Annotated in this window: 22 protein-coding genes; 17 read left to right on the top strand and 5 right to left on the bottom strand. The window is 69.5% G+C overall.

Annotated features, from left to right (window positions below):
* The first annotated feature begins 68 nt into the window (after positions 1 to 68).
* The 3 genes from BJ998_RS10450 to BJ998_RS10440 all read left to right on the top strand — a co-directional run bounded on the left by BJ998_RS10450 (position 69) and on the right by BJ998_RS10440 (position 2887).
* Entirely contained in the window at positions 69 to 1073 is a 1005-nt protein-coding gene (locus BJ998_RS10450) for a helix-turn-helix transcriptional regulator (RefSeq protein ID WP_184860689.1), read from the top strand.
* 219 nt (positions 1074 to 1292) lie between these two features.
* Positions 1293 to 1445, top strand: coding sequence for a hypothetical protein (locus BJ998_RS10445; RefSeq protein WP_184860687.1), 153 nt, complete (start codon positions 1293 to 1295; stop codon positions 1443 to 1445).
* Positions 1442 to 2887: a tetratricopeptide repeat protein gene (locus tag BJ998_RS10440; RefSeq protein WP_184860685.1), complete on the top strand. Its 1446-nt coding sequence runs from the start codon at positions 1442 to 1444 to the stop codon at positions 2885 to 2887. Before BJ998_RS10445 ends, BJ998_RS10440 begins: the two co-directional genes overlap by 4 nt.
* On the opposite strand, the gene BJ998_RS10435 is transcribed toward BJ998_RS10440, so the two are convergent.
* On the bottom strand, positions 2859 to 3227 hold the full coding sequence (locus BJ998_RS10435; RefSeq protein WP_312890033.1) for a cupin domain-containing protein: 369 nt from the start codon (positions 3225 to 3227) through the stop codon (positions 2859 to 2861). The two genes, BJ998_RS10440 and BJ998_RS10435, sit on opposite strands and share 29 nt — an antisense overlap.
* 29 nt (positions 3228 to 3256) lie before the next feature.
* On the opposite strand from BJ998_RS10435, the gene BJ998_RS10430 reads away from it, so the two are divergent.
* Positions 3257 to 3742, top strand: a complete 486-nt coding sequence (locus tag BJ998_RS10430; protein WP_184860682.1) for a GNAT family N-acetyltransferase — start codon at positions 3257 to 3259, stop codon at positions 3740 to 3742.
* A gap of 466 nt (positions 3743 to 4208) precedes the next feature.
* Here BJ998_RS10430 and BJ998_RS10425 read toward each other — a convergent pair whose 3' ends face one another.
* Entirely contained in the window at positions 4209 to 5312 is a 1104-nt protein-coding gene (locus BJ998_RS10425) for a 3-deoxy-7-phosphoheptulonate synthase (protein ID WP_184860680.1), read from the bottom strand.
* Positions 5313 to 5579: 267 nt separating this feature from the next.
* On the opposite strand from BJ998_RS10425, the gene BJ998_RS10420 reads away from it, so the two are divergent.
* From BJ998_RS10420 to ssuE, 8 genes are all read left to right on the top strand, one after another.
* Positions 5580 to 6926 carry a glutamine synthetase family protein gene (locus BJ998_RS10420; protein WP_312890032.1) on the top strand — a complete coding sequence of 449 codons (1347 nt, stop codon included), beginning with the start codon at positions 5580 to 5582 and terminating at the stop codon, positions 6924 to 6926.
* Positions 6907 to 7617, top strand: a complete 711-nt coding sequence (locus tag BJ998_RS10415; RefSeq protein WP_184860676.1) for a gamma-glutamyl-gamma-aminobutyrate hydrolase family protein — start codon at positions 6907 to 6909, stop codon at positions 7615 to 7617. Before BJ998_RS10420 ends, BJ998_RS10415 begins: the two co-directional genes overlap by 20 nt.
* Positions 7614 to 8978: an aldehyde dehydrogenase family protein gene (locus BJ998_RS10410; protein ID WP_184860674.1), complete on the top strand. Its 1365-nt coding sequence runs from the start codon at positions 7614 to 7616 to the stop codon at positions 8976 to 8978. The genes BJ998_RS10415 and BJ998_RS10410 overlap by 4 nt, the downstream gene beginning before the upstream one ends.
* Positions 8979 to 8980: 2 nt before the next feature.
* Positions 8981 to 9748 carry a 3-oxoacyl-ACP reductase gene (locus tag BJ998_RS10405; protein WP_184860672.1) on the top strand — a complete coding sequence of 256 codons (768 nt, stop codon included), beginning with the start codon at positions 8981 to 8983 and terminating at the stop codon, positions 9746 to 9748.
* 17 nt (positions 9749 to 9765) lie between these two features.
* The gene (locus BJ998_RS10400; protein ID WP_184868568.1) at positions 9766 to 10467 is read left to right on the top strand and encodes a FadR/GntR family transcriptional regulator; all 702 of its coding nucleotides are present in this window, start codon (positions 9766 to 9768) and stop codon (positions 10465 to 10467) included.
* A gap of 248 nt (positions 10468 to 10715) precedes the next feature.
* Positions 10716 to 12065: a carbohydrate-binding protein gene (locus tag BJ998_RS10395; protein WP_184860670.1), complete on the top strand. Its 1350-nt coding sequence runs from the start codon at positions 10716 to 10718 to the stop codon at positions 12063 to 12065.
* Between the two features lie 44 nt (positions 12066 to 12109).
* Positions 12110 to 12976, top strand: coding sequence for an oxygenase MpaB family protein (locus tag BJ998_RS10390; RefSeq protein ID WP_312890031.1), 867 nt, complete (start codon positions 12110 to 12112; stop codon positions 12974 to 12976).
* 398 nt (positions 12977 to 13374) lie between these two features.
* Positions 13375 to 13929, top strand: coding sequence for an NADPH-dependent FMN reductase (ssuE, locus tag BJ998_RS10385; protein ID WP_184860668.1), 555 nt, complete (start codon positions 13375 to 13377; stop codon positions 13927 to 13929).
* Here the strand turns inward: ssuE and pdxR are convergent.
* Positions 13926 to 15317 (bottom strand): MocR-like pyridoxine biosynthesis transcription factor PdxR, encoded by a 1392-nt coding sequence (gene pdxR / locus BJ998_RS10380; RefSeq protein ID WP_184860666.1) that lies wholly within the window; start codon positions 15315 to 15317, stop codon positions 13926 to 13928. The genes ssuE and pdxR overlap by 4 nt on opposite strands.
* Before the next feature lie 47 nt (positions 15318 to 15364).
* On the opposite strand from pdxR, the gene BJ998_RS10375 reads away from it, so the two are divergent.
* Positions 15365 to 15841 (top strand): carboxymuconolactone decarboxylase family protein, encoded by a 477-nt coding sequence (locus BJ998_RS10375; protein WP_312890030.1) that lies wholly within the window; start codon positions 15365 to 15367, stop codon positions 15839 to 15841.
* Positions 15838 to 16593 carry an isocitrate lyase/PEP mutase family protein gene (locus BJ998_RS10370; protein ID WP_376775993.1) on the top strand — a complete coding sequence of 252 codons (756 nt, stop codon included), beginning with the start codon at positions 15838 to 15840 and terminating at the stop codon, positions 16591 to 16593. Before BJ998_RS10375 ends, BJ998_RS10370 begins: the two co-directional genes overlap by 4 nt.
* Here the strand turns inward: BJ998_RS10370 and BJ998_RS10365 are convergent.
* Positions 16590 to 18602 (bottom strand): DUF8189 domain-containing protein, encoded by a 2013-nt coding sequence (locus BJ998_RS10365; protein WP_184860662.1) that lies wholly within the window; start codon positions 18600 to 18602, stop codon positions 16590 to 16592. The two genes, BJ998_RS10370 and BJ998_RS10365, sit on opposite strands and share 4 nt — an antisense overlap.
* 201 nt (positions 18603 to 18803) lie before the next feature.
* On the opposite strand from BJ998_RS10365, the gene BJ998_RS10360 reads away from it, so the two are divergent.
* Positions 18804 to 21779, top strand: coding sequence for a glycine--tRNA ligase (locus BJ998_RS10360; RefSeq protein ID WP_184868565.1), 2976 nt, complete (start codon positions 18804 to 18806; stop codon positions 21777 to 21779).
* Between the two features lie 170 nt (positions 21780 to 21949).
* Here the strand turns inward: BJ998_RS10360 and BJ998_RS10355 are convergent, their stop codons facing one another.
* Entirely contained in the window at positions 21950 to 22630 is a 681-nt protein-coding gene (locus BJ998_RS10355) for a TetR/AcrR family transcriptional regulator (RefSeq protein WP_184860660.1), read from the bottom strand.
* Positions 22631 to 22708: 78 nt separating this feature from the next.
* On the opposite strand from BJ998_RS10355, the gene BJ998_RS10350 reads away from it, so the two are divergent.
* Positions 22709 to 23887 carry a cytochrome P450 gene (locus BJ998_RS10350; RefSeq protein WP_184860658.1) on the top strand — a complete coding sequence of 393 codons (1179 nt, stop codon included), beginning with the start codon at positions 22709 to 22711 and terminating at the stop codon, positions 23885 to 23887.
* A gap of 102 nt (positions 23888 to 23989) precedes the next feature.
* Positions 23990 to 24823: a class I SAM-dependent methyltransferase gene (locus BJ998_RS10345; RefSeq protein WP_184860656.1), complete on the top strand. Its 834-nt coding sequence runs from the start codon at positions 23990 to 23992 to the stop codon at positions 24821 to 24823.
* Positions 24824 to 24888: the final 65 nt, after the last annotated feature.

The raw sequence follows: 24888 nt of genomic DNA, 5'->3' as shown, positions 1-24888 counted from the left end.
CGGCACGTCAGCCACCGCCGGCAGCATTCGGCGCGGATCAGCAGTGGTTCCGCGCCGGAGGTGGGTTCGTGAGCGGCTTGGGCCTCGACGCCGTCGCCGAGACCGTCTATCTGACGGCGCTCACACGCGTCCGATGGCGGATCGCCGACCTAGCCCGCCAGCTCAACCTCGGCCACGGCATCCACCCCACCAACGTCGACCAGCTCCACTCCGACGGCCGCCTGACGGACGCCGTCGACCAGCCCCGTGCCGATCTCCGGCTAACCGCCGCCGTCGACCAACTCCGTGCCGACGGTCTGCTCGTCCCTTCCGCCGAGGAAAGCGGCGCCGTTCGTGCGGTCGCCCCCGCGCTCGCACTGCCGGCACTCGCCGCGAGCCGGGTGTGGGGCCTCAGCGCTGGCGACGCCCGACCTCAGGCACTGTCGATCGCCCAGCTCATCGCCCGCCACCAGCCGCCCGGCCCCGACCAACTCCACGGCCTGGACGAAATGAACTCGTTCGCCGAACATCTCGTCGCCAACGCCCGCCGCGAGGTCGTCATCCTCAGCGGCCAGCACCGGACCGGCTCGTTCGAGTTCGCCGTTCCTGTCGCTGAGGCCGTGCTCCGTTGCGGTGCCCAACTCCGGCTCGTCTGGCGCAGTGACCTGATTCGCACGCCCACCGTCGCCGCGCACGCGACCTGGCTCCGGACCCGTGGCGCCGCACCTCGGATCGTGCCGGCCTTGCCCACCACCATGCTGCTCGTCGACCGCTCCGTCGCGATGGTCATCACCGGGGACGACGCCGTCGTCAACCGCACGCCCGCCTCGGTGGCGCCGCTCTGCGTGCTCGCCGACCAGGTCTGGTCCCAGGGCAACCCGAGCCCTCGCCGCCACAGCCTTCCCGATCAAACGCCCCGCCACCACAGGGTCCTGCGCCTGCTGGCCGACGGCCTCACCGACGACGCCATCGCACGCCAGGTCGGCGTCAGTGTCCGGACCGTCCGCAACGACATGGCCGCCGCCATGCTCAGCCTCGACGCCCGCAGCCGCTTTCAAGCCGGCGTGCGAGCGGCCCAACTCGGCCTGCTCTGAACGGTCCGGCTCTCGATCAACCGATCCCGACCACCCGGCGGCTAACCGACTCCCGGCTCGTCGATCCTGCCCACATCGGCCCCGGTCCCGACCATCCTGTGCCGCCGGCTCCGGCGCTCAGCGGTTCTCGTTCGGCGTCTGCGCGCCGAACGAGAAGGTCGCCCGGCGCCGCCACCGCTCGCCGTCGGAGTAGACCAGTCACGCCTCGTCAAGGCGGTCGTGGACCGGGAGTTCGCCGACGAGCTCGTTTTCGACGAAGTTCTGGATTTCGTCGGAGACGTCCATCGCGACGGTCAGATGCGGTTGGACGTCGTCGCCGAACTCGCCGTCGTAGGGGGTGGTCCGGCCACCGCGCCCAGACCCGCCGCGTGAGCTTCGACAACGCGCGGTGGCACGCCCGGCCGGCCCAGGAGCGGCTCCGCCGCGAGCACGGGAATGATCACGCCAGTGACGCCGAGCGGCAAGGTCATGGCCGTATTGTCGGAAGAATGCGCCAGGATCAGCACGGAATTTCGGTGCACGCCGCAACCGCCGCCGCGGTCGACGAGTTGGACGGTGCCGTCGACTCGTTGCTGCACTTCCGCGCCGACGTCGGCGAACGGTCCGAGCGCGTCGTCACCGAGGACCCGCTGCAGCCCACGGCCAATGCCATGCGCGTTTACCTGGCGGTGCTCAGCACCGACCCGCAGTACGTGCCGCCCGTCGCGGCGAAGTTCGGCGAATTCCGGCAACGTGTCGGCGACCTTACCGACGGCGAGCGCTTGCACGTCAAAGCTGCGGCCAAGCTGCTCGACGGCGATCTGCACGCCGCCGGAGCGCTGCTCGCCGACTTGACGGCGGAGCAGCCCCGCGATGCCTTGGCGCTCGCGGTCGGCCACCAGATCGACTTCCTCACAGGGAACGCCATTTCGTTGCGCGATCGCATCGGTGGTGCGCTGCCGGCCTGGGGCACGGCCGATCCGCACTACGCCAACCTTCTCGGCATGTACGCCTTCGGCCTGGAGGAGTGCGGGCACTGGGAACGTGCCGAACAGACTGGCCTGCGTGCGATGGAGCTGGATGCGGCGGACGTCTGGAGCGTCCATGCCGTCGGCCACACCCACGAGATGCGGGCCAGCTACAACGACGGCATCGCCATGCTGGACCGCCGGCGCGCCGACTGGGACCAGGGCAACCTGCTTCGCGTACACATTTGGTGGCACTACTGCCTGTTCCTGCTCGAAGCCAACCGCTACCGCGAGGCACTCGACCTCTACGACGAGCGGCTCGCGCCGACCGAGGACTCCACCGTCACCGAGGTCGTCAACGCCGCCAGCCTGATGTGGCGGCTGCACCTGCTCGGCGAGGACGCCGGCGACCGATGGGCCAAGCTCGCCGCGACCTGGCCGCCGCGAATGACGATCCCGTTCAACGCGTTCAACGACATGCACGCCGTCATGTCCTACGTCGGCGCCGGCGAGGACAATCTCGCCGCCGACCTCATCGCCGACCGTCAGCGCTACGTCGCCGAAGCTGGGCCAGCGACCAACGTCGCCATGACCGCCCGCGTCGGTCTACCTGTTTGTGAAGCACTGCTCGCATTCGGTCGCGGCCGTTATGCCGAGGCGGTCGACCTGCTCTGGCCCATCCGCCGCTACGTGCACGAATTTGGCGGCAGTCACGCCCAGCGAGACGTCATGCAGCGCACGCTCGTCGAGGCCGCCATTCGTGCGGGCCGCACCGCGCAGGCTCGGACGCTGGTCGGGGAGCGGATCAGCGTGCGGCCCGACTCCCCGTACAACCAGCTCAAGATGCGTCAGCTAGCCGGTGCCTGATCTCCAACATCGTGCAGCCGTCCACCGTCCGGTACGGACCGTGCGGCATTCCCGGTCGGCGCGAGGCGAAGTGCCCGGCACGGAACGTCTGGTCCAACGTGAGATCGTGCAGTGATCCCTCGAGCAGCAGAACCTCCTCGAAGTAGTCGTGCCGGATCACACCGGACGTCTCCGTGCCCGGCGCCCATCTAGCGATACGCGTCCCAACCGCGCCGTCGGCCTCCCGGCTGAGCACCCGCTCGCTGACACCCGCCGCAGCCGGATCGGGCCGCCACGGCACGGCCTCGACGTCGAAGAACTCCAGCTCGTCCTTCACCACGACCTCCCAATCGGTTGCCACGTCCACGGCGTGTGGCCAGGCTGCCACCCGTGCCGATCCGAAGCCTGCTTGCCGAAGACGCAGTCCGCTGTGACGAGATCATCGCCGCGTTGCCCTACTTCTTCGGCGTCGAGGCCGGTGTCGCAGCCTGCGCCGAGGCCGTGCGCACGCAACGCGGCTGGGTCGCCGAGGTCGACGGCGTCGTTGCCGGCTTCCTCACCGTCGAGGACCCCATCAACCCCGAGATCTCCTGGATGGCCGTCCAGCCCGAACACCGCCACCACGGCCTGGGCAAGGCGCTCATCTCTATTGCCGTTGACGTGCTGACCACCGAAAACCACACCCTGCTCACCGTGCTCACCCTCGGCCCTTCGGTCGCGGAACAGCCCGACGACAACTACTCCGGAACCCGCCGCTTCTACCGTTCCGTCGGCTTCCGAGCCGTCCGCGAAGTCGACCTCGTCGGCTGGGGTCAGCCCGCCCTGCTCATGGCTCGTCAACTGGGTCAACCCGGGTCCACAGTGGTCAACAGTTGATAGGCCAATCAACTGTTGACCACTCTCGTCAACCCATCAACGTTCGGCAAGCTTTACGCAGGTCGAAGGTGTCGCAGCGATCGTTCGTGACGACGACCCGCGAGATCGCCGCGGCCGGCAATCCGGGCGACCGGCCGCCAGTTCGCCGAAGTTGACCTTTTCGCCGACGGCCCGCCGCACCGACGCAGTCCAGCTTCGCGACGAACCGGCGGGCCGTCGAAGTCGAGCTTTTCGACGACCAACTGCCAACCGTCGAAGTCCAGCTCTTCGACGGCGAGCTGCTTGGCCGTCGCAATCCACTTCTGCACCGGCGGACGGCTAGGTCGTCGCACTCGAGCCTTGCAGCGGCGGACCGCTCGATCGCCGACGTTGAGCTTTGCGGTGACAGAGCCCTCGGCCGCCGACATCGAGCTTTGCGGCGACGGACCCCTCGACCGCCGAAGTCGACGACTGCGGCGACGAACCGCTAGGCCGTCGCGATCGAGGAAGTCGACGAAACAGCCCCGACCGACCGCGAAGCCCTTCGCTGGCTGACAGCGTCGGCGAGGGAGCGCAGCACGGACTCGGTCACATCCCAGCCCATGCACGCATCGGTCACACTCTGCCCGTAGGCCAGGTCCTCGGCGTGGCCCAGCACCAGTTCCTGCCGCCCGGGCTCGAGGAAGCTCTCCAGCATGATGCCGACCACGTCGGTCTCGCCGCCGGCGACCCGGGTCGCGATGTCGGCAGCTACCAGCGGCTGGCGCAGGTGGTCCTTGCCGCTGTTGCCGTGGCTGGCGTCGACGATCACCCGCTCAGGCAGTCCGGACTTCGCCAGCCGGTCGACGGTGTGCTCGACGCTGGCCCGGTCGTAGTTCGGCCCGGCGCTGCTGCCACGCAGGATGACGTGGCAATCCGGGTTGCCGGCGGTGGAGAAGATCGCGGCCAGGCCGTCGTCGGTGATGCCGGGGAACACGTGGCTGGACGCGGCGGCCTTCACGGCGTCGACGGCCGCCTGCACGTCACCCTCCGTGGAGTTCTTGATCCCGATCGGCATCGACAGGCCGCTGCACAGCTGCCGGTGCACCTGGCTCTGCGCGGTCCGCGCGCCGATGGATCCCCAGGTCACGGTGTCGGCGATGTACTGCGGCGTGATCGGATCCAGGAACTCGCAGCCCACCGGCAGCCCCAGCGCGAGAATGTCCAGCAGCAGCTGGCGGGCGATGCGCAGCCCGTGGTTGACGTCGAACGAGCCGTCCAGCCGCGGGTCGTTGATCAGGCCCTTCCATCCGAGCGTGGTGCGCGGCTTCTCGAAGTACACCCGCATCACGACGCACAGGTCGTCGGACAGCTCGGCGGTCAGTCCGGCCAGCCTCCGCGCGTAGTCGAGGCCGGCCACGGGATCGTGCACGGAGCACGGTCCCACGACGACGAGCAACCGGTCGTCGTCGCCGTTGAGCACGTTGGTGACGGCGGTCCGGCTCTGCACGACGACGGCTTCGGCGGCGTCGGTGAGCGGGGCCTCGTCCCGCAGCAGCGCGGGCGAGACCATCGGCCGCGAGCTGACGATGCGCTGGTTATGGGTGGACATCGCGTTTCCTCTCCAGCAGGCCGCCGGAGATCCGCCGGCCTGCCCTGGTGTCTGGGGCAAAACAAAAGGCAGAGGCGATTCGCCTCTGCCTTGCCGGCTCTGGGTGCTCCGTGGTCAGCGCGCGTGGTCGCCGCCGGGCCCACCCAGGGCCGGCTCGCTAAACCACGGATAGCAGCGCACCACGCAACCACCCTAGCGCATGTTGACCGCACCCGTGCAATGGGTCAGGATCAGTCCATTGGAGCCGGGCGAGGAAGGGCGGTCCCTGTGATCACCGTCGACGCACTGCGCGAGATGGTCGAGGCCGGCACGGTCGACACCGTCCTGGTGGCCATCGTGGACATGCAGGGCCGCCTGCAGGGCAAACGCTGCTCGGCCCGCTACTTCCTGGACGTGGTGCTGGAACACGCCACCGAGGGTTGCAACTACCTGCTCGCGGTCGACGTCGAGATGAACACCGTCGGTGGTTACCGGATGTCCTCGTGGGAACGCGGCTACGGCGACTTCGTGATGCGCCCGGACCTGAGCACGTTACGGCTTACGCCGTGGCTGCCGGGAACCGCGATGGTGCTGTGCGACGTGGAGTGGGAGGACCGCAGCCCGGTCACCGTCTCCCCGCGCCAGATCCTGCGCCGCCAGTTGGACAGGCTTGCCGACCGCGGCCTCGCCGCGTTTGTCGGTACGGAGCTGGAGTTCATCGTCTTCGACGACAGCTACGAGCAGGCGCACGACCTCGGCTACCGCGATCTGCGGCCGGCGAATCAGTACAATGTGGACTACTCGTTGCTCGGAACCTCCCGTATCGAGCCGCTTCTGCGTCGCATCCGCAACGAGATGAGCGGCGCGGGCCTGATGGTCGAGTCGGCCAAGGGGGAGTGCAACTTCGGCCAGCACGAGATCGTCTTCCGCTACGACGAGGCGCTGCCGACCTGCGACAACCACGCGATCTACAAGACCGGCGCGAAGGAGATCGCCGCCCAGGAGGGGCGCAGCCTCACGTTCATGGCGAAGTACAACGAGCGCGAGGGCAACTCCTGTCACATCCACATCAGCCTTCGCGGCACGGACGGTGACCTCACGTTCGTCGGCGACGGCCCGCACGGCATGTCCGCGACCGCCCAGCAGTTCATCGCCGGACAGTTGGCCTGCCTGCGTGAGCTGACGCTGCTGTTCGCACCGAACATCAACTCCTACAAGCGGTTCCAGCCTGGCAGCTTCGCGCCGACGGCCGTCGCCTGGGGGAGCGACAACCGAACCTGCGCGTTGCGTCTGGTCGGCCACGGAGCGGGCCTGCGTATCGAGAACCGCGTTCCGGGCGGCGATGTGAACCCGTATCTCGCGGTCGCCGCGCTGATCGCGGCAGGACTGCACGGCATCGAGAACGGGATGACGCTGGAGCCCGAACTGTCCGGCAACGCCTACGCCTCGGACAAGCCGACGGTGCCAACATCGTTGCGTGAGGCCAGGGACCTGTTCGCGGCCAGTGCAGTCGCCCGCGAGGCGTTCGGCGAGGACGTCGTCGATCACTACTGCAACGCGGCCCGCGTGGAGCTGGCCGCGTTCGACTCCGCCGTCACCGACTGGGAGCGTTTCCGTGGCTTCGAACGGCTCTGACCGCAGGCCGGTCATCGGCATCACAACGTACATCGAACGAGCCCGCTACGGCCCCTGGGATCTGGATGCCGTTGTTCTGCCCCGCACCTACGTCGACACGGTTGCGGCAGCGGGTGGCAATCCGGTCTTGTTGCCGCCACTCGGTTCCGGTGATGTGTCCTTTCTGGACGGGCTGGTGATCGCCGGCGGCGCAGACGTGGATCCGGCCCGCTACGGCGAGTCGGCGCACCCGGAAACCCTTGGTGTGCGGCCGGATCGGGACGAAACCGACTTCGCCCTGGTCGAAAGTGCCCTGGCGGCCGGCCTGCCGCTGATCGGCGTGTGTCGTGGCATGCAAGTGCTCAATGTCGTGCTCGGCGGCACGCTCACCCAGCACGTGCCGGACGTCACGGGCACTGCGGCGCACCGTCCGGTGATCGGTCAGTTCGGACGCACCGAGGTGGAAATGGTGCCTGGTAGCGCGGTGGCCGACATCCTCGGCGGCGCGGCGAGCGTGTCCTGCTCCCACCATCAGGCCGTCGACCGGCTTGGTGACGGGCTGACGGTCACGGCCCGCTCGGCCGACGGCGTCGTGGAGGCCGTCGAGCTGGCGGGCGCCGACTTCGCGCTCGGCGTGCAGTGGCATCCCGAACAGGACGCGGAAGTGCGGCTGTTCAAGGCTTTGGTGGCGAGAACGGGGAACGGGAAGTGACCACCTTCGATGTGATCAATCCGGCGACCGAGGAACTGGTCGGCGCCGTCGAGCTGGCCACGCTCGAACAGACCGACGCGGCGATCGCCCGCGCCCAGGCCGCCCTGCCGGCCTGGAAGGCCGTCGCGCCGGGCGATCGCGCCCGGCTGCTCCGCCGGTTCGCCGCGGCAATCGACGCCGATCTCGACAACCTGGCGCAGATCGAGGTCACCAACTCCGGCCACACCATCGGCAACGCGCGCTGGGAGGCGGGCAACGCCCGCGACGTCGTCGAGTACTACGCGGCCGCGCCCGAACGCCTGTTCGGTCGGCAGATCCCGGTTGCCGGCGGTGTCGACGTCACGTTCTCCGAACCGCTCGGCGTCATCGGCGTGATCGTGCCGTGGAACTTCCCGATGCCGATCGCCGCCTGGGGGTTCGCCCCGGCACTCGCCGCCGGCAACACGGTTGTCCTCAAGCCGGCCGAGTTGACGCCGCTCACCGCGATCCGCCTCGCCGAGCTCGCCCGTGAGGCCGGTATTCCGGAAGACGTCTTCCAGGTCCTGCCCGGCAAGGGTTCCGTCGTCGGACAACGATTCGTGACGCATCCTGTGGTACGCAAGGTCGTGTTCACCGGATCGACCGTGGTCGGCAAGCAGATCATGGCCGGCTGTGCCGACCAGGTGAAGCGGGTGACGTTGGAGCTCGGGGGCAAGAGCGCGAACATCGTGTTCGCCGACGCCGACATCGAGCGCGCGGCCGCGACCGCCCCTTACGGCGTCTTCGACAACGCCGGCCAGGATTGTTGCGCCCGATCGCGCATCCTGGTGCAGCGCAGCGTTTACGACCGGTTCATGACGCTGCTGGAGCCGGCCGTGCAGGGTGTCAAGGTCGGCGACCCGCGGAGCGCCGAATCGGAGATGGGCCCGCTCATCTCGTCCGCGCATCGGGACAAGGTCGCCTCGTACGTGCCCGAGGACGCGCCGGTCGCATTCCGTGGCAGCGCCCCCGACGGCGCTGGGTTCTGGTTCCCGCCAACGGTTCTCACGCCTTCGTCCGAACAGGACCGATCGGTCGTCGAGGAGATCTTCGGGCCGGTCGTCGTGGTGCTGCCGTTCGACGACGAGGCCGACGCGCTGCGGATCGCCAACGACACCGAGTACGGCCTGTCCGGCTCCATCTGGACCCGCGACGTCGGCCGCGCGCTGCGGGTGGCCCGCGGCGTCGAGGCCGGCAACCTGTCGGTCAACTCGCACTCGTCGGTCCGCTACTGGACGCCGTTCGGCGGGTACAAGCAGTCCGGCCTCGGCCGGGAACTCGGTCCGGACGCGGTCGCCGCGTTCACCGAGACCAAGAACGTGTTCATCGCGACTGAGGAGTGACAGTGGCAGAACGGTTGGCCGGCCGGGTAGCGGTGATCACCGGCGGCGGCAGCGGCATCGGACTGGCCTCGGCGCGCCGGCTGGCATCCGAGGGCGCCAAGATCGTCATCGGCGACGTGGACGAGACCGCGGGCGCCAAGGCGGCCGAGGAGGTCGGTGGTCTGTTCGTCCACGTCGACGTCACCGACGCCGGACAGGTCGAGGCGATGTTCCAGCGGGCCGTGGACAGCTACGGCTCGCTCGACATCGCGTTCAACAACGCCGGCATCTCGCCACCCGACGACGACTCCATCCTGACCACGGAGTTCGAGGCGTGGCAGCGGGTCCAGCACGTCAACCTGACCTCGGTATACCTGTGCTGCAAGTACGCGTTGCCGCACATGTTGGCCCAGGGCAAGGGATCCATCATCAACACGGCCTCGTTCGTCGCGGTGATGGGCGCCGCCACCTCGCAGATCTCCTACACCGCCTCGAAGGGCGGCGTGCTGGCGATGACGCGTGAGCTGGGCGTCCAGTTCGCGCGGCAGGGCGTCCGGGTGAACGCGCTGTGCCCGGGACCGGTGAACACGCCGCTGCTCAAGGAATTGTTCGCCAAGGACCCGGAGCGCGCCGCGCGCCGGCTCGTGCACGTGCCGATCGGGCGGTTCGCCGAGCCGGAGGAGATCGCCGGTGCCGTCGCCTTCCTGGCCAGCGACGACTCGTCGTTCATCACGGCATCACAGTTCCTGGTGGACGGCGGCATCTCCGGCGCCTACGTGACGCCCGAATAGGTCGTGGACCGACGTTGATCGATTCGGCGGGCGACGCGTTGTTCCGTCCGGTCAGGACGGGCAACGCGTTCGAGGAGACGGTGGAACGACTGCTCCAGGCGATCAAGCTGGGCGTCGTGCCGCCGGGTGAGCGGCTGCCCGCCGAACGTGACCTGGCGGCTCGCCTCAACGTCAGCCGGGTGACGCTGCGCGAGGCGCTGCACGCCTTGCAGGAGTCGGGATTCGTGGAGTCCCGCCGTGGCCGGTACGGCGGGACCTTCGTCTGCGCGGCTCCACCACGTGTCACGCCGACCGAAGTGTCCCGTAAGGACGATCTTGAGGACGCGCTGACGCTGCGGTCCGTGTTGGAGGTTGGGGCGGCGGAGTTCGCCGCCACACGCGAGTTGTCCGAACATGAGCATGGACACTTGCGGGCCCGACTGGCCGAATGCGACAACGCCGGACTGGATGAGTACCGGCGCAAGGACTCCCGGCTGCACCTGGCGATCGCCGAGGTCAGCGGATCGCCGTCGCTGACGGCCGCGGTTGCCGACGTGCGGATGCGCCTGAACGAGTTGCTCGACGGAATCCCGTTGCTGCCCAAGAACATCGAGCACTCGAACCGGCAGCACGCGGTCCTCGTGGACGCCGTTCTCGCCGGCGACGCCCCGGCCGCCCGTCGCGCTATGGCCGAGCACATCGAGGGCACCGCGTCGTTGCTCAGGGGCTTCCTGGGCTGACTCGCCCGCATCGCGAGTTCACCAATTGTCCTCGGCTTCGCCGAGCCTCCCCGTTTCCTCTCCTGCGACTGACCTCCCCTGCGGCTGACCGGTCCCTCCCACTGAGACTCACCCCCGAACCACCCCGACTTCTGTTCACATCCTTGACTTGCGCAGGTGGGAGCGCTCTCATAGAGAGGTCACCGCCCGCCGGCCCCTGACCCGGCCGGCCGGTGATCCCTGCCGTGACAAGGAGGTCACCGACAGTCATGCGTTCACGTCGACGATTTCTCGCCGCCGCAAGCGCCTTCGCCGCGCTGATCCCGGGCGTGGTGGCGGTCGCCCTGTCCACCCAGTCCGCTTCGGCGGCGCCCGCGCCGCCCGCCGGCTTCACCACCGTCTGGAGCGACGACTTCACCGGCTCCGCCGGTTCGCCGGTCAACGGTTCGAACTGGCTCTACGACCTCGGCCACGGTTACCCCGGCGGAGCGGGCAACTGGGGCACCGGCGAGGTCGAGTCGATGACCAACAGCACCAACAACGTCTACCTCGACGGCAGCGGCCACCTCGCGATCAAGCCCATCAAGGACGGTGCCGGCAACTGGACGTCCGGCCGGATCGAGACGCAGCGCACCGACTTCCAGCCGCCAGCGGGCGGCGTGATGCGCATCGAGGCGTCCATCCAGCAGCCGAACGTCAACACCGCCAACGGACTCGGCTACTGGCCGGCGTTCTGGGCGCTCGGCGCCCCGGCCCGGCCGGCGGCCGCGACGAACTGGCCCAGCATCGGCGAGCTGGACATCATGGAGGACATCAACGGCCGCAGTTCGGAATTCGCGACCCTGCACTGCGGAACCGGTTCCGGTGGGCCGTGCAACGAGACCACCGGCATCGGCTCCGGTGAACGAGCCTGCGGCGGCTGCCAGACCGGCTTCCACACCTACGCGGTCGAACTCGACTACGGCGCCAACCCGCAACAGCTGCGCTACTACCTCGACGGCAACAACTTCTTCACCATCAACGCCAACCAGGTCGACGCGACCACCTGGAACAACGCCACCCAGCACGGCTTCTTCGTGATCCTGAACGTGGCGATCGGCGGCGGCTTCCCGGCCGCGTTCGGTGGAGGACCCACTGCCGCAACGGTTTCCGGCCAGCCGATGCTCGTCGACTACGTCTCGGTGTCCACAAAGGGTGGTAGTGGAGGCGGCACCACGACGTCCAATCCCGGTGGCTCCATCGGGAACGCCTACACCGCCATCCCCGCGACCAAGTACAGCGCGGCCAGCAGCGGCATCAACGTCGGCCAGCTCTCCAACGGCGCGTGGGCGAAGTACTCCGGTATCGACTTCGGCTCCACGCCGGCGACCCAGTTCGTCGCCTCGGCGGCATCGGGCGCGGCCAGCGGCGTCAGTGGACTCGTCGAAGTCCGGCTGGACAGCGTCAACAACGCGCCGATCGGCAGCTTCGCCATCGCCAACACCGGAGGCTGGACGAGTTGGCGGTCGATCCCGGCGAACATTGCCGCCACAACCGGCGTGCACGACGTGTACCTGACGTTCAGCAGCGGCCAACCCGCGCCGTTCGTGGCCATGAACACGTTCACGTTCGGCCACTGAGCTGGGGGTTCGGGTCGGCCCCCTCGACGGCGTAACTTGCAGTCGTGAGCGCTGCGCCGTCGAACGGGGCCGACCTGGGCTTGGTCGGCCCGAACTCGGTGACCTGGCAACTGCACGCCGACCCGGCCATGTGGCTCGGCGGCATCACCAGCCTGTTCCTTCAGTCGCTGCACCCGCTGGCGGCCGCCGGCGTGGTGCAGAACTCCAACTTTCGCGAGGATCCGCTCGGTCGGCTGATGCGCACCGCCAAATTTGTCTCGATGAGCACGTACGCGGCGCTCGACGAGGTGCAAACCGGCGCCGCCAAGGTGCGGGCCGTGCATCGGAGCCTGCGCGGCAAGGACCCGGATACCGGTCGGGCGTTCCGCATCGACCGGCCCGACCTGCTGCTGTGGGTGCACTGCGCCGAGGTTTCGATGTTCCTGTCCGTGGTCCGCCGCGCCGGATTCCGGCTGACGAAAGCGCAAGCCGACCGGTATTTCGACGAGCAGCGCCAGTCCGCCGCTCTGGTGGGACTCGATCCGGACGAAGTGCCGGGCTCGACCACGCAGATGTCCGCTTACCTGCGTGACATGCGTGGTGAACTCCGGCGGGGCGAGGATTCGGAGATCGTCTACCAGTTCCTGCACAAGCCCCCGCTGCCCGGCGTGCTCGGCCTCGGGCTGCCGATCTACGAGCCGACGGTCGCCCACCTCGCGTACTCCCTGCTGCCACGTTGGGCGATCCAGCTGCACGGACACCGCGCCTATCCGCCGGCCGCGGCCACCGCGATGCTCCGCACGATCCGATCCGCAGCGTTGCTCGTGCCCTCACCGGTCCGGTGGCGCGCTCCGCACGGCTATGTGCCTCGGGCAATGCGGCGACTCGGACCCTCTGTCCGTCCGTCGCCGAAGTTGCTGCCCGTCGACTGAACAGCCGTTTTTCACCCCGTGGGACAGGCTTGTCGGTGCCCGGAGGCTGACCTAGCGTCGAAGACGTGGCGCAGTCCGACGACCTCCGCACGAGGGCGCACGTAGACCACTGTCACGTCTGCAGCGCGCTCTGTCACCGCTGACCCGTGACCCCTCCGACCTGCACGTTCAGCCTGGGCAACTCCGACGGATTGCTGCTTTTCGCCGGTCGACCGGTAGTTCGCCGATCGAGTAGTAGACCGCCGACCGAGGGGCGGTGCGCCGACAGAGCGGTCGTTCGTTGGCCGACTGGTTGCCCGTCGACCGAGTAGTCGCCCGTCGGTCGACCGGTCGTTCGTCGGCCGAGCCGTCGTCCACCAGCACTGTCGTTTTCGCCCACCAACAGCCCAGGAGCCGTCATGCCCGCTGTTGTTGTCATTTCCGGAAGTCCGTCGCGCAGCTCCAAGACGGCCCGCGTCGCCGATTACGTCGCGGACCGGCTCGCCGCCGCCGGCCTGGTCACCGAACACCTGAGGCTGCGCGACCTGCCGCCGGGTCCGCTGCTCGCAGCTGACACTTCCGAACCGGACATCGCCCGCGCCGCGGCGAGCCTGGCCGATGCCGACGGAGTCGTGCTGGCCACACCTACTTATAAGGCCGCCTACTCCGGGCTCCTGAAAGTGTTCCTCGACCTGCTGCCGCAGTTCGGCCTGTCCGGGAAGACGGTGTTGCCGCTGGCGACCGGCGGCAGCCTCGCCCACGTGCTCGCCCTCGACTACGGCTTGCGCCCGGTCATCCAGTCCCTCGCGCCGCGACACGTCATCCAGAGTTACTTCCTGCTGGAGCGGGACCTCCAGGTCGACACCGAGGGCGGATTGTCCATCAATCCCGACGTCGAGCACGTGTTCACTGACATCGTCGAGGAGTTCCGGCACTCGCTGACCACCGCGTTGCCGTACCAGCGCACCGCCTAGACCAGTTTGGCCAGGGCCGTGACCAGCGCTTGCACAGCGGCCGGGAACGCATGGCCAGGGGGAGTGGCGTACCCGATGACCAGCCCGGGCGGTGCCGTCCCGGCCCGTGCGTAATCGGACAGCGGGTGCGCGCCGACACCGTGGTCGGCGAGCACGGCCCGGATGTCGTCATCCCGCGTTCCGTCGGGAAGCAGCAATGTGACGTGCAAGCCGGCGGCGATGCCGATCGGCCGGACCTGCGGCACGGACGTGGCCAGCGCGTCGAGCAGGAAGTCGCGCCGCTTCCGGTAATGCGTGCGCATTCGACGAAGATGACGGTCGAGCCCTCCGCCGTCGACGAGCTGCGCGAGCGCCAGCTGCTCGAACGTCGGACACTGCCGCTCCGACAGCAGCCGAATCTGGACGATCGGCTCGAGGAGTCGTTCCGGCACCGCCAGCCAGGCCATCCGCATCGCCGGCGCCAATGACTTGCTCGCCGTCCCCGCATAGATGACGTGCTCGGGGGCCAGCCCCTGGATCGCGCCGATCGGCTGCCGGTCGTACCGGAACTCGCCGTCGTAGTCGTCCTCGACGACGATCGCGTTGTTGTCGCGCGCCCAGTCGACCAACGCGCCGCGCCGAGCCGGGTGCAGCCTCGTGCCCCACGGCAACTGATGCGAGGCGGTCACCAGCACAGCGTCGGCATTCGGAAGTTCGTCGACAACGAGACCGTCGTCGTCCAGCCGGACGGTCTCCGTCCGCAGTCCGGCGTGTTCGATCGCGTCGACGTGGAACGGCAGGCCGTAGTCCTCGACTGCCATCACCCGACCGCCACGGTCGCGCAATGCGGCGGCAATGAGCCGCAGACCGTTTGTGAACCCAGTACACACGACAATTGCCTGTGAACTGATGCGCACACCGCGCACGCGTCCCAGGTAGTCCGCCAGTGCGCGGCGCAGCTGGGGATGCCCACGGGGATCGCCGTAGCGCAGGTCTTCGTCGGCGGCGATCGTGACGGCGTGCCGCAGTGCCGACGCCCACGTCGACCGCGGGAACTGACTGACATCCGGGTTGCCGGGCGCCAGGTCGTACGGCACGGAGAAGTTCGTCGCACTTCTCAATTGCGTACGAACTCGAGCTCCCGGCACGGCCGCCACCTCGGTGTGCGTCCGCGACCGGCTCGTCAGATATCCCTCGGCGAGCAGCTGCTCGTACGCCTGCACGACCGTGCCACGGGACAACCCGAGGTCCGCCGCCAACGCGCGGGACGATGGCAGCTGGGTCCCCGCCGCCAACCGGCCCGACCGGATGGCCTCCCGCAGCGACCGCTCCAACGCCGCCCGCCGACCCACCCCCGGCTCCAGGTCGAGATGCAGTTCGAAGCCGCCACTGGTCCATGATTTCGGCATCAAGCTGGATCATACGAGTGGACCAGATCCGGACTAGCGTCGTCACCGTGAGTTCTGACGAGTACGTGACCCACCTGCCCCGGATCGACGTCGCCAAGGAGGCATCGGCCAGCTACCGCGCCATGCTCCTGGTGAGCAAGGCGTCCCACGACGGCATCGACCCCATCCTGGCCGAGCTGATCAAGATCCGTGCCTCCCAGATCAACGGCTGTGGCTTCTGCATCGACATGCACGCCACCGACGCCCGCAAGCACGGCGAGCACGAGCGCCGCATCTACGCGCTGCCGGCGTGGCGCGAGCTCTCCTTCTACACCGCCCGTGAGCGGGCGGCGCTCGCGCTGACCGAGGAGGGCACGCTGCTCGCCGACGGCGGCGTCAGCGACGAGACGTGGGCCGAGGCCGAGAAGCAGTTCTCCCAGGCGGAGCTGGCCCAGATCATCGCCCTGATCGCCACCATCAACGCGTGGAACCGGATCAGCGTGATCAGCCGCAACCAGCCGCCCGCGCTCGGCGGCGCGGAGTGAGCCAGCTCGCCGCGCACGCCAAGACGCTGCGCGACCTGCACCAGCGGGGCAACCCGCTGGTGCTGCCGAATGTCTGGGACGCGGCGACCGCCGGCCTGGTCGCCGAGGCCGGCTTCCCGGTCGTCGCCACGTCGAGCAGCGCCGTCGCCAACAGCCTCGGCTTCCCGGACGGGGAGAAGACGCCGGTCGACGAGATGTTCGCCGCCGTCCGCCGGGTCGCCAACGCCGTCGATCTGCCGGTGACCGCCGACATCGAGGCGGGCTACGGCCTCGACGCCGAACAGCTGGTCACCGCCCTGCTCGAAGCCGGTGCGGTCGGCATCAACATCGAGGACACCGACCACACCGCGGGCGGTGTCCGCGAACTGGCGTGGCAGACCGAACGCCTCACGCGGATCCGCAAGGCAGCCGACGCCGCCGGCGTGCCGGTGGTCATCAACGCCCGGGTGGACGCGTTCATCCGCGCCGGCGACCCGGACAAGCACGCCGAGGTGTTCGCCGACGGCGTCGAGCGGGCCAAGCGCTACCGCGACGCCGGCGCCGACTGCGTCTACCCGATCGCGCTGGCCGACCCGGAGCTCATCGCCGAGTTCGTCCGCCAGGTCGACTTCCCCGTGAACATCATGCTGAAGCCGACCTCTCCGCCCATCAGCGAACTTGGCGCCATGGGCGTCGCCCGAGTCAGCCTGGCCACCGGCGTGTGGCGGGCCAGCCTGCAGGCCGTCCGGGAGTTGCTCGCGGGCCTGCGCTAACTGCCGACCAGCTGCCAGCCGCCGAACGGGGCGTCCCCGCCGGCGGCTGTCTGCCTGTTCACGGCCAGTTGACCGCCAACTCCCATGGCGAGCAGCACCACCACACCGGCGTTGTCCACCGCCGCCGTCGGCAGCCCGACGAACAGGCCGCCGAGATCGGACCAGCCGCCGAACCCGCCGTTGGCCGAGGTCTGCCGCGCCGAACTCACGCCGCCACCCCCGTTTCGGGTGAACACCATCACCCGGGCGTCCACACTGGGCGGCGCGGTGACCAGCGCGGGCTGCCCGACGCCGGCCTGCCCGCCGAGCACCACGGGCGACGGCTTCCACCCGCCGTCCGGCGACGCCTGCACGGACACCTCGACCGACGCACTACCCGCTTGCCGGTAGAAGACCGACAACCGGCCGTCTTGGTCGATCGCGGCCGTCGGTGCGCTTGCTGGCGTGCCGGCCGGGAAGGAAGAGTCCACCGTGAACGAGCTGTTCGGCGACGGCTGGTACCAGTGCAGCACCTCGGTCTTGGTGCTCGCGAACAGCTCGATCCGGCCGCTGTCCGTCGTCACCGCGGCCGGGTCCTCCTGGATGCCGCTGCCGCCGAGGTCGACCCAGGCTCCGAAGGCACCGCCGCTGCCCTGCTGGAACGACGTGCTCACGCCGCCTCCGCCGTTGCGCACGAACACCTCGATCCGGCCGTCCCCGTTCTTCGCGGTGACGGGCGTGCCGACCTGCTGCTCGGCGTCCGGGTCGCCGGTGTTCGGATTGCCCAGCGACGACCATCGCGCCGCCCAGGCCCCATTGGGCGCCGTCTGCCCCAGTTCGACGATCTCGGCGGTGTCCGCGCGGCGGGCGAAGACGTCGAGCCGGTCGTCACGCTCGTTCGCGACGGCGACCCCCGGCTCCAGCGGACCGCCCGGATTGCCCAGGTCGACCGGCCCGGTCCACGAGCCCGTCGAGGTCTGTGACCAGTCGAGCAGATTGCCGCCACGCACGGCGAACGCCTCCAGCCGCCCGTCCTGGTCATGCCCGACCCAACTGGTCCCCGTCGGCCAGCGGTAGTACATCCGGGCGGTCCAGTCCGTGTAGTTCTGCGAGTCGACCTCCCACACCGCCGGGTCCAACGGCTTGTACGCCTGGAACGTCGCGTTCTTGTCCGACCGCTGGCCCGGCGCGAGGTTCACCGGCGCGCCGCCGATGTTGTAGTCGCGGAACTCCTCCAGCGAGATCCGGTCGTACCCGGTCTGCCGCGTGTAGTCGCCGAGCGCCTCCGAGGCCAGCCGCGCGGCCATCACGTGGTCGGTGTGGTCGTGGAAGATCCAGGCGCCGATCTGCTCCCGCGCGTCCGGATCGGTGTCCTGCACGCGGACCGCGGTCGGCGCGAACCGCTGGTAGAGCGACGTGAGGGCGTTGATCGTGTCCGCCCGGTCGTAGCGGTAACTCCGCTGGACCACGCCGTCCGTCGGCACCAGTGTGTCCGTGGCGAAGCCCGGCTCGTCGTCGAAATACAGGTGGTACAGCGAACCGCCGATTTCCGAGTCGCCGTCCTCGGGCAGGTCGAGGAACACCAGCTTGATCGACGGCTTCGCGCGCAGTGTGTACTGCTCGGCGAAGTTGCCGCCGGAGACGTCCACGAGGGTGCCGTCCCAAGCATCGGCCACGCCGGCCATCTGCGCGTACGCCGCGCGGGCCGCCTGCTGGCGGCACTGCGCGTACCGCTCACGGCTGAGCTCGCCGAAGTGATTGCCACCGTCGTTGGGCAGCCGCGGACAGTACGGATCGTCCGGGTCGTTGCCGGGGGCGCCGTTGAAGGCGTTCTCGCCGGCCGTCAGGAAGATCGTCGTGGCCGGCACGCCGGCTCTGATGCCGCCGACCAGGTCGGGGTTCATGAACAGGATGTCGTCGTCCTCGTGCGCGACGACGTCGACGAATGCGGCCGCCCGGCCGATCGGCGCGGTGGCGCCGATCGCGGGCTGTGTGACCGTCACGAGCGACGCGGCCAGTGCCAGCGTCACCCCCAGTGCTCGCCACTTCACAGCGTTTTCACTTACGATTGGACGACGGTACGGACAGCGTGGCGGCCCGGTGGCGGTTTTCGCCGAACACCCGGGACGGGGGCGCACGCCGTCACCGCCTAGGATCGAGGGTCTCTGGTGCGTGTTCGGCCAGCTCAAGTTGCCCGCGACCGATGGCAAGAGGGTTCACCCGTGTTGACGATGCAGGACGCGTTGCTCGCGTTGCAGAAGTACTGGACCGACCGGGGCTGCATGGTCGTGCAGCCGTTCAACACCGAGGTCGGCGCCGGTACCGCCAACCCCGCCACCGCCCTGCGGGTGCTCGGCCCCGAGCCGTGGCACGTCGGCTACGTCGAGCCCAGCGTGCGGCCCGACGACGCCCGGTACGGCGAGAACCCGAACCGGCTGCAGACGCACACCCAGTTCCAGGTGATCCTCAAGCCGGACCCGGGCAACCCGCAGGAGCTCTACCTGGGCAGCCTGGAAGTGCTCGGCATCGACATCCACGCGCACGACATCCGGTTCGTCGAGGACAACTGGGCCTCGCCCGCGCTCGGCGCGTGGGGCCTGGGCTGGGAGGTCTGGCTGGACGGGCTGGAGATCACCCAGTTCACCTACTTCCAGCAGGCCGGCGGCATGACGCTGGACCCGGTGTCGGTGGAGATCACCTACGGCATCGAGCGCATCCTGATGGCGCTGCAGGGCGTCGGCCACTTCAAGGACATCGCGTACGCCCCGGGCATCTCCTACGGGGAGGTGTTCGGCCAGTCCGAGTACGAGATGAGCCGCTACTACCTGGACGACGCCGACATCCAGGTCAACCAGCGGCTGTTCGACGAGTACGCCACCGAGGCCCGCCGCATGATCGACGAGCGGCTGCCGGTGCCCGCGTACGTGTACGTGCTCAAGTGCAGCCACGCGTTCAACGTGCTGGACGCCCGTGGCGCGATCAGCACCACCGAGCGCGCCAAGGCCTTCGGGCAGATGCGCACCCTGACCAGGCAGGCCGCCCAGCTGTGGGCGGAACGCCGCGAGGAGATGGGTCACCCGCTCGGCGTCGTCGAGCCGCCCGCCGCCGCGCAGCTGCCGGCCGAGCTGCCGACCGTGGACGCCCCAGCGACGCTGCTGTTCGAGATCGGCGTCGAGGAGCTGCCGCACGCTGAGGTCGTGCGCAGCGCCGAGGCGGTCCGCGAGGCGCTGACCACCAAACTCGCCGGCACTCGACTTGGCCACGGCGACATCACCGTGCACGCCACCCCGCGCCGTCTCGTGCTGCTGGTTGACGACGTGCAGCCGCGTGAGCCCGACGCCGAGCGCACCGTCCGCGGTCCGCGTGCGACGGCGGCGTTCGACGCCGACGGCAACCCGACCAAGGCCGCGCAGGGGTTCGCCCGCGGTCAGGGTATCTCGCCCGAGGAGCTGCTGCGCATCGACGTGGACGGCGTCGAGCACGTCGGCGTCGTGAAGACCGACGTCGGCCGCGGTGCCGTCGAGGTGCTCAGTGAGCTGCTCGGCCAGATCGTCGCCGAGCTGCGTGCCGACAAGAACATGCGCTGGCGCGACGCCGGCCTGTCGTTCACGCGGCCGGTCCGCTGGCTGGTCGCCCTGCTCGGCGAGACCGTCGTGCCGGTCGCCGTGTCCTCGCTGGCCAGCAGCCGCTACACGCGCGTGCACCGGACGGCAGAGGAGCCTGAGGTCGCGGTCGCCTCGGCCGACGGATACGTCGACTTCCTCGCCGGCCACGACATCGTGCTCGAGGGTGCGGTCCGTCGCGAGCAGATCGTCGCCCGTGCGACGGAGTTGGCCGCCGAGGCCGGCGGCACCGTCGACTTCGAGGGCGAGGGCGCCCTGGTCGACGAGGTCACCAACCTGGTCGAGCAGCCGAACCCGATCCTCGGTTCGTTCGCCGCCGAATACCTCGAGCTGCCGAGCCAGATCCTGACCACGGTGATGCGCAAGCACCAGCGCTACCTGCCGGTTCGCGGCAAGGACGGCCAGCTGCTGCCGCATTTTGTCGCCGTCGCCAACGGCTCGTGCGACGCCGACCTGGTGCGCGCCGGCTACGAGTCGGTGCTGCGCGCCCGGTACGAGGACGCCGCGTTCTTCTGGCGTGCCGACCAGAAGAAGACGCCCGAGCAGCACAAGACCGGGCTGGCCAAGCTGACGTTCGAGGAGCGGCTCGGCTCGGTCGCCGACCGTGCCGAGCGCATCGCCGGCGTGGCTGCCGACTTGGCCGACATCGTCGGCCTCGCCGCCGCCGAGCGGGCCACCCTGGACCGTGCCGGTCAGCTGGCCAAGTTCGACCTGGCGACGCAGATGGTGATCGAGCTGTCCAGCCTCGCCGGCACCATGGCCCGTGAGTACGCGCTGCGGGCCGGCGAGCCCGCCGAGGTGGCGCAAGCGCTTGCGGAGATGGAGCAGCCGCGGACCGCCGGCGGCGCGCTGCCGACCAGCGTGCCCGGTGCGCTGCTCGCCCTGGCCGACCGGCTCGACCTGCTCGCCGGCCTGTTCGCCATCGGCGCCACCCCGACCGGCAGCTCCGACCCGTTCGCGCTGCGTCGCGCCACGCTCGGCGTCGTCAGCATCCTTCGGGCGTTCCCGCAGCTCAAGGCCATCACGTTGAAGCAGGGCCTGGCCGCCGCCGCGAAGCGGGTGACCGCGCAGGGCGTCGAGGTGCCCGAGTCGGCGCTCGCCGACGCCCACGAGTTCAGCGTTCGCCGGTACGAGCAGCAGTTGCTCGACGCCGGCCACGAGCACCGCCTCGTGCAGGCCGTGCTGCCGCTTGCCGACACCCCCGCCGATGCCGACGCCGCGCTGGCCGAGCTGGAGCGGCTCGGCGACGACGCCGACTTCGCCGCCCTGGCCGCCGCGCTGCAGCGGGTGCGGCGGATCGTGCCGGCCGGCACCGAGCCCGGCTACGACCCGTCGCGGCTCGTCGAGCCCGCCGAGATCGCCCTGCACGAGACCGTCGACAAGGTCGCCGCCCAATTCGGCGCCGACACCACCGGCCTCGCCGAGTTCATCGGCATCGCCTCGCCGCTGACCGGTCCCGTCAACGCCTTCTTCGACGACGTGCTCGTCATGGCCGAGGACCCCGAGCTCCGCAAGGCTCGCCTCGGCCTCCTGGCGACGATCAACGCCCTCGCCGACGGCGTCCTGGACTGGCGCGCCCTCTGACCCCCGGTCCTGACGACGGCCCTGCCTCCTAAGCGAGGCAGGGCCGTCGCCGTTTACCCGGTTTGCCCGGCACCCGGTCGGACCCGCGTGCCGCCGGCTCGCGCGTTCGGCATCCGCGCCGGCATTGCTAGTCGGCGTTGCTTGCGCGCCCGGTATCCGTGCCCCCGTTGCTAATCGACGGTGCCCGTGCCGCCGCTCGACTGGCCAGTCCCCATAGCGGCGGCGTTCACCTGGCCGGCACTCGTGTCGGTGCCATTCGCCTGGCCCGCATTCGTGCCGACCTCGTTCACGCGGCCGGCTGCTCCGACCACGCCGCGGATCACCTGGGCGATCCGGTCCGGTGCGCTTTCCGGGTCGGGCTGCCCGGCGTCCAGCCAAGCCATGATCGCCTCCACCAGCACCACCGGGATGCAGGTGGCCGCCCAGTTCGCCCACACCGGGTCGCTGATTCGGCTCGCGATCTGCTCGTAGGTGGCGGCTGACATGCCGCGCAGCATCGTATCGATGTCGGCGCTGAACTCGGGCTCGCGGGCGGCGTGGCGGAACAGCAGGCGGAATCCGTCCGGCTCGGCCGCGGCGGTGGCGATGATCGCGCGCAGGCTGTCGAGCGAGATCTCGCCCTTGGTCGACGCCCCGATCATGTCGCCGACCCGCTCCAGGGCTTCCTGGTAGAGGTCCCGCTTCGAGTCGAAGTGCCGGTACACGATCATCCGGCTGATGCCGGCCTCACGGGCGACGTCGTCGAGGCTCGTCGCGGCGAACCCGGCCCGAGCGAACGCCGTGGTCGCCGCGGCCAGGATCTGCTCCCGCCGCTGCGCTCGAGGCAGTCGTTCGCTGCGCTGTTCCGTCACAGCCACTGTCCTACCAGGCCGCAGATGTTGACAGGCATGTGTATATTTCGAAGTATACCTACCTGGGGAGGGAATTCGATGACCGACTTGCCGCAGTTGCCGTTCGCGCGCGCCGGCGTGCTCGAACCGCCGCCGCAGCTGCTGGAGCTCCAGGCCGAAGGGCCGATCGTGCGTGTGCGCACGCAGATGGGCGACGAGGCGTGGCTGGTCACCCGCTACGACGAGGTCCGCGACCTGTTCGCCGACCCCCGACTCGGGCGTTCGCATCCGAATCCCGAGCAGGCCGCCCGCGTGACGAACTCCGTGATCATGAGCGGTGCGATAGCCGACGACAACGAGGACGCCAACCACGCCATGATGCGAGCGATGCTCATGCCGGCGTTCTCACCTCGGCGAATGCGAGTGATGCGGCCGCACATCCAGCAGATCGTCGACACGATCATCGACGGCTTGCTGGCCGACGGCGGCCCCGTCGACCTGCACGAGCGACTCTCCGTGCCGCTGCCGGTGCTGGTCATCTGCGCCCTGCTCGGCGTGCCGTACGAGGACCGCGACGACTTTCGGGCCTGGTCCGACGCGGTCGGCGACACCGCCGACGGCGCCCGCTCGGCCGCCGGGTGGGAAAACCTCGGTGCGTATATGAAGGGGCTCATCCACCGCAAGCGGACCGAACCCGGCGACGACCTGATCAGCGACCTGGTCGCCGAGTACGGCGACCAGGTCGGCGACGACGAACTGGCGCTGCTGGGCAGCGGGCTGCTTTTCGCCGGTCACGAGACCACGATGGTGCGGATCGACATCGGCACCCTGCTGTTTCTGACCAATCCCGGCCAGCGGGAGGCGTTTCTCCAGGACGAGAAGCTCGCCGCGTCCGCCATCGAGGAAGTCCTGCGCCGCAGCATGACCGGCGGTGGCGGCCTGCTCCGCTACGCCCGTGAGGACATGGACATCGCCGGCACCAAGGTCGCGGCCGGCGATGCGGTGCTGCTCGCCTCCAGCGGCGCCAACCACGACGAGCGCGTTTTCGCCGATGCCGTGCATTTCGACATCGCGCGTACGCCCAACCAGCACCTCACCTTCGGACACGGCTCCCGCTACTGCATCGGCGCGAACCTCGCCCGCCTCGAACTCCAGATCGTGTTCGACGCCCTGCTCCGCCGCATCCCCACCCTGCGGCTCGCAGTCCCCGTCGAGGAGCTCAAGCTGCGCATCAACCAGTTGGGCGGCGGAATCGTCGCCGTGCCGGTCACCTGGTGACCGCCGGCGCCGTCCACGTGCCGGTTCTCTCATGACCGCCGGCGGTCGCGCCGAGTTCGTCGGAACTCGCGCGGCCACCCAGCCGAACGCCATGCTCTTGCCATGGTCGTGACGGCGGTCGAGCACTGGCGACAGGCACTCGGTGAGTGGCGGATTCCGCAGAACATCCTCGATCGGGTGGCGGAGTCTCCGTGGGTGCTGCCCCGGCAGGTGTTCATCCGTCGCGCGGACGCCCAAATCGCGAATCCCATCGGCGCGACCTTCCACCGGGCATCGGCGGCGCTGTCCGAACCCGGCGCCGTCCTCGATGTCGGTGCTGCCGCCGGCGCGACCAGCCTGCCGCTTGCCGCCGCCGGCCGTGTCACCCACCTGACCGCCGTCGACGCCGATTCCGCGCTGCTCGACGCCTGTGCCACACGGGCCGCCCAGATCGGCGTGCCGTTCGAACGAATGGAAGGCCTGTGGCCCGACTCGGCCGTCAAGGCGCCGATCGCCGACATCGTCATTTGCGGCAATGTTCTCTACAACGTCGCCGACCTCGAACCGTTCGTCGCCGCACTCACCGACCACGCCCGTCACCTCGTCGCCGCCGAAGTCGCCATCCGGCACCCACTTACCGAGCTCAACCCCCTGTGGCGCCGCTTCCACGGCATCGCCCGCCCTGACGGCCCCGGTGTCGACGACCTCGTCGCCGCCCTCGACGAACTCGGCATCCACCCGGACGTCGCGCGTTGGAGCCGTCCTCCAGAGGCCGAGTACGCCAACTTCGCCGAACTAGTGGATGTCGCCCGCCGACGACTCTGCCTCCCGCCCGACGCCGCCCCCGAGGTCGACCGCGCGCTACGGGACCTAGGTCATTCCCCCGACCTCGTGCCTGACCTGGGCTCCTCCGGCCGCGACCTGGCCACCCTCACCTGGCCGGGCCGCGCCGACTAGTTCGCCGAACTTCAGCTGTCCGACGCAGTCGAGGTTGTCGGCGCAGGGTGAGGTCTTCGTCGGAT

This window comes from Kutzneria kofuensis, assembly GCF_014203355.1.
In the GTDB taxonomy this organism is placed as follows: domain Bacteria; phylum Actinomycetota; class Actinomycetes; order Mycobacteriales; family Pseudonocardiaceae; genus Kutzneria; species Kutzneria kofuensis.
The sequence above is the reverse complement of the archived record's forward strand: the minus strand, read 5'-3'. Positions and strand labels throughout refer to the sequence as shown.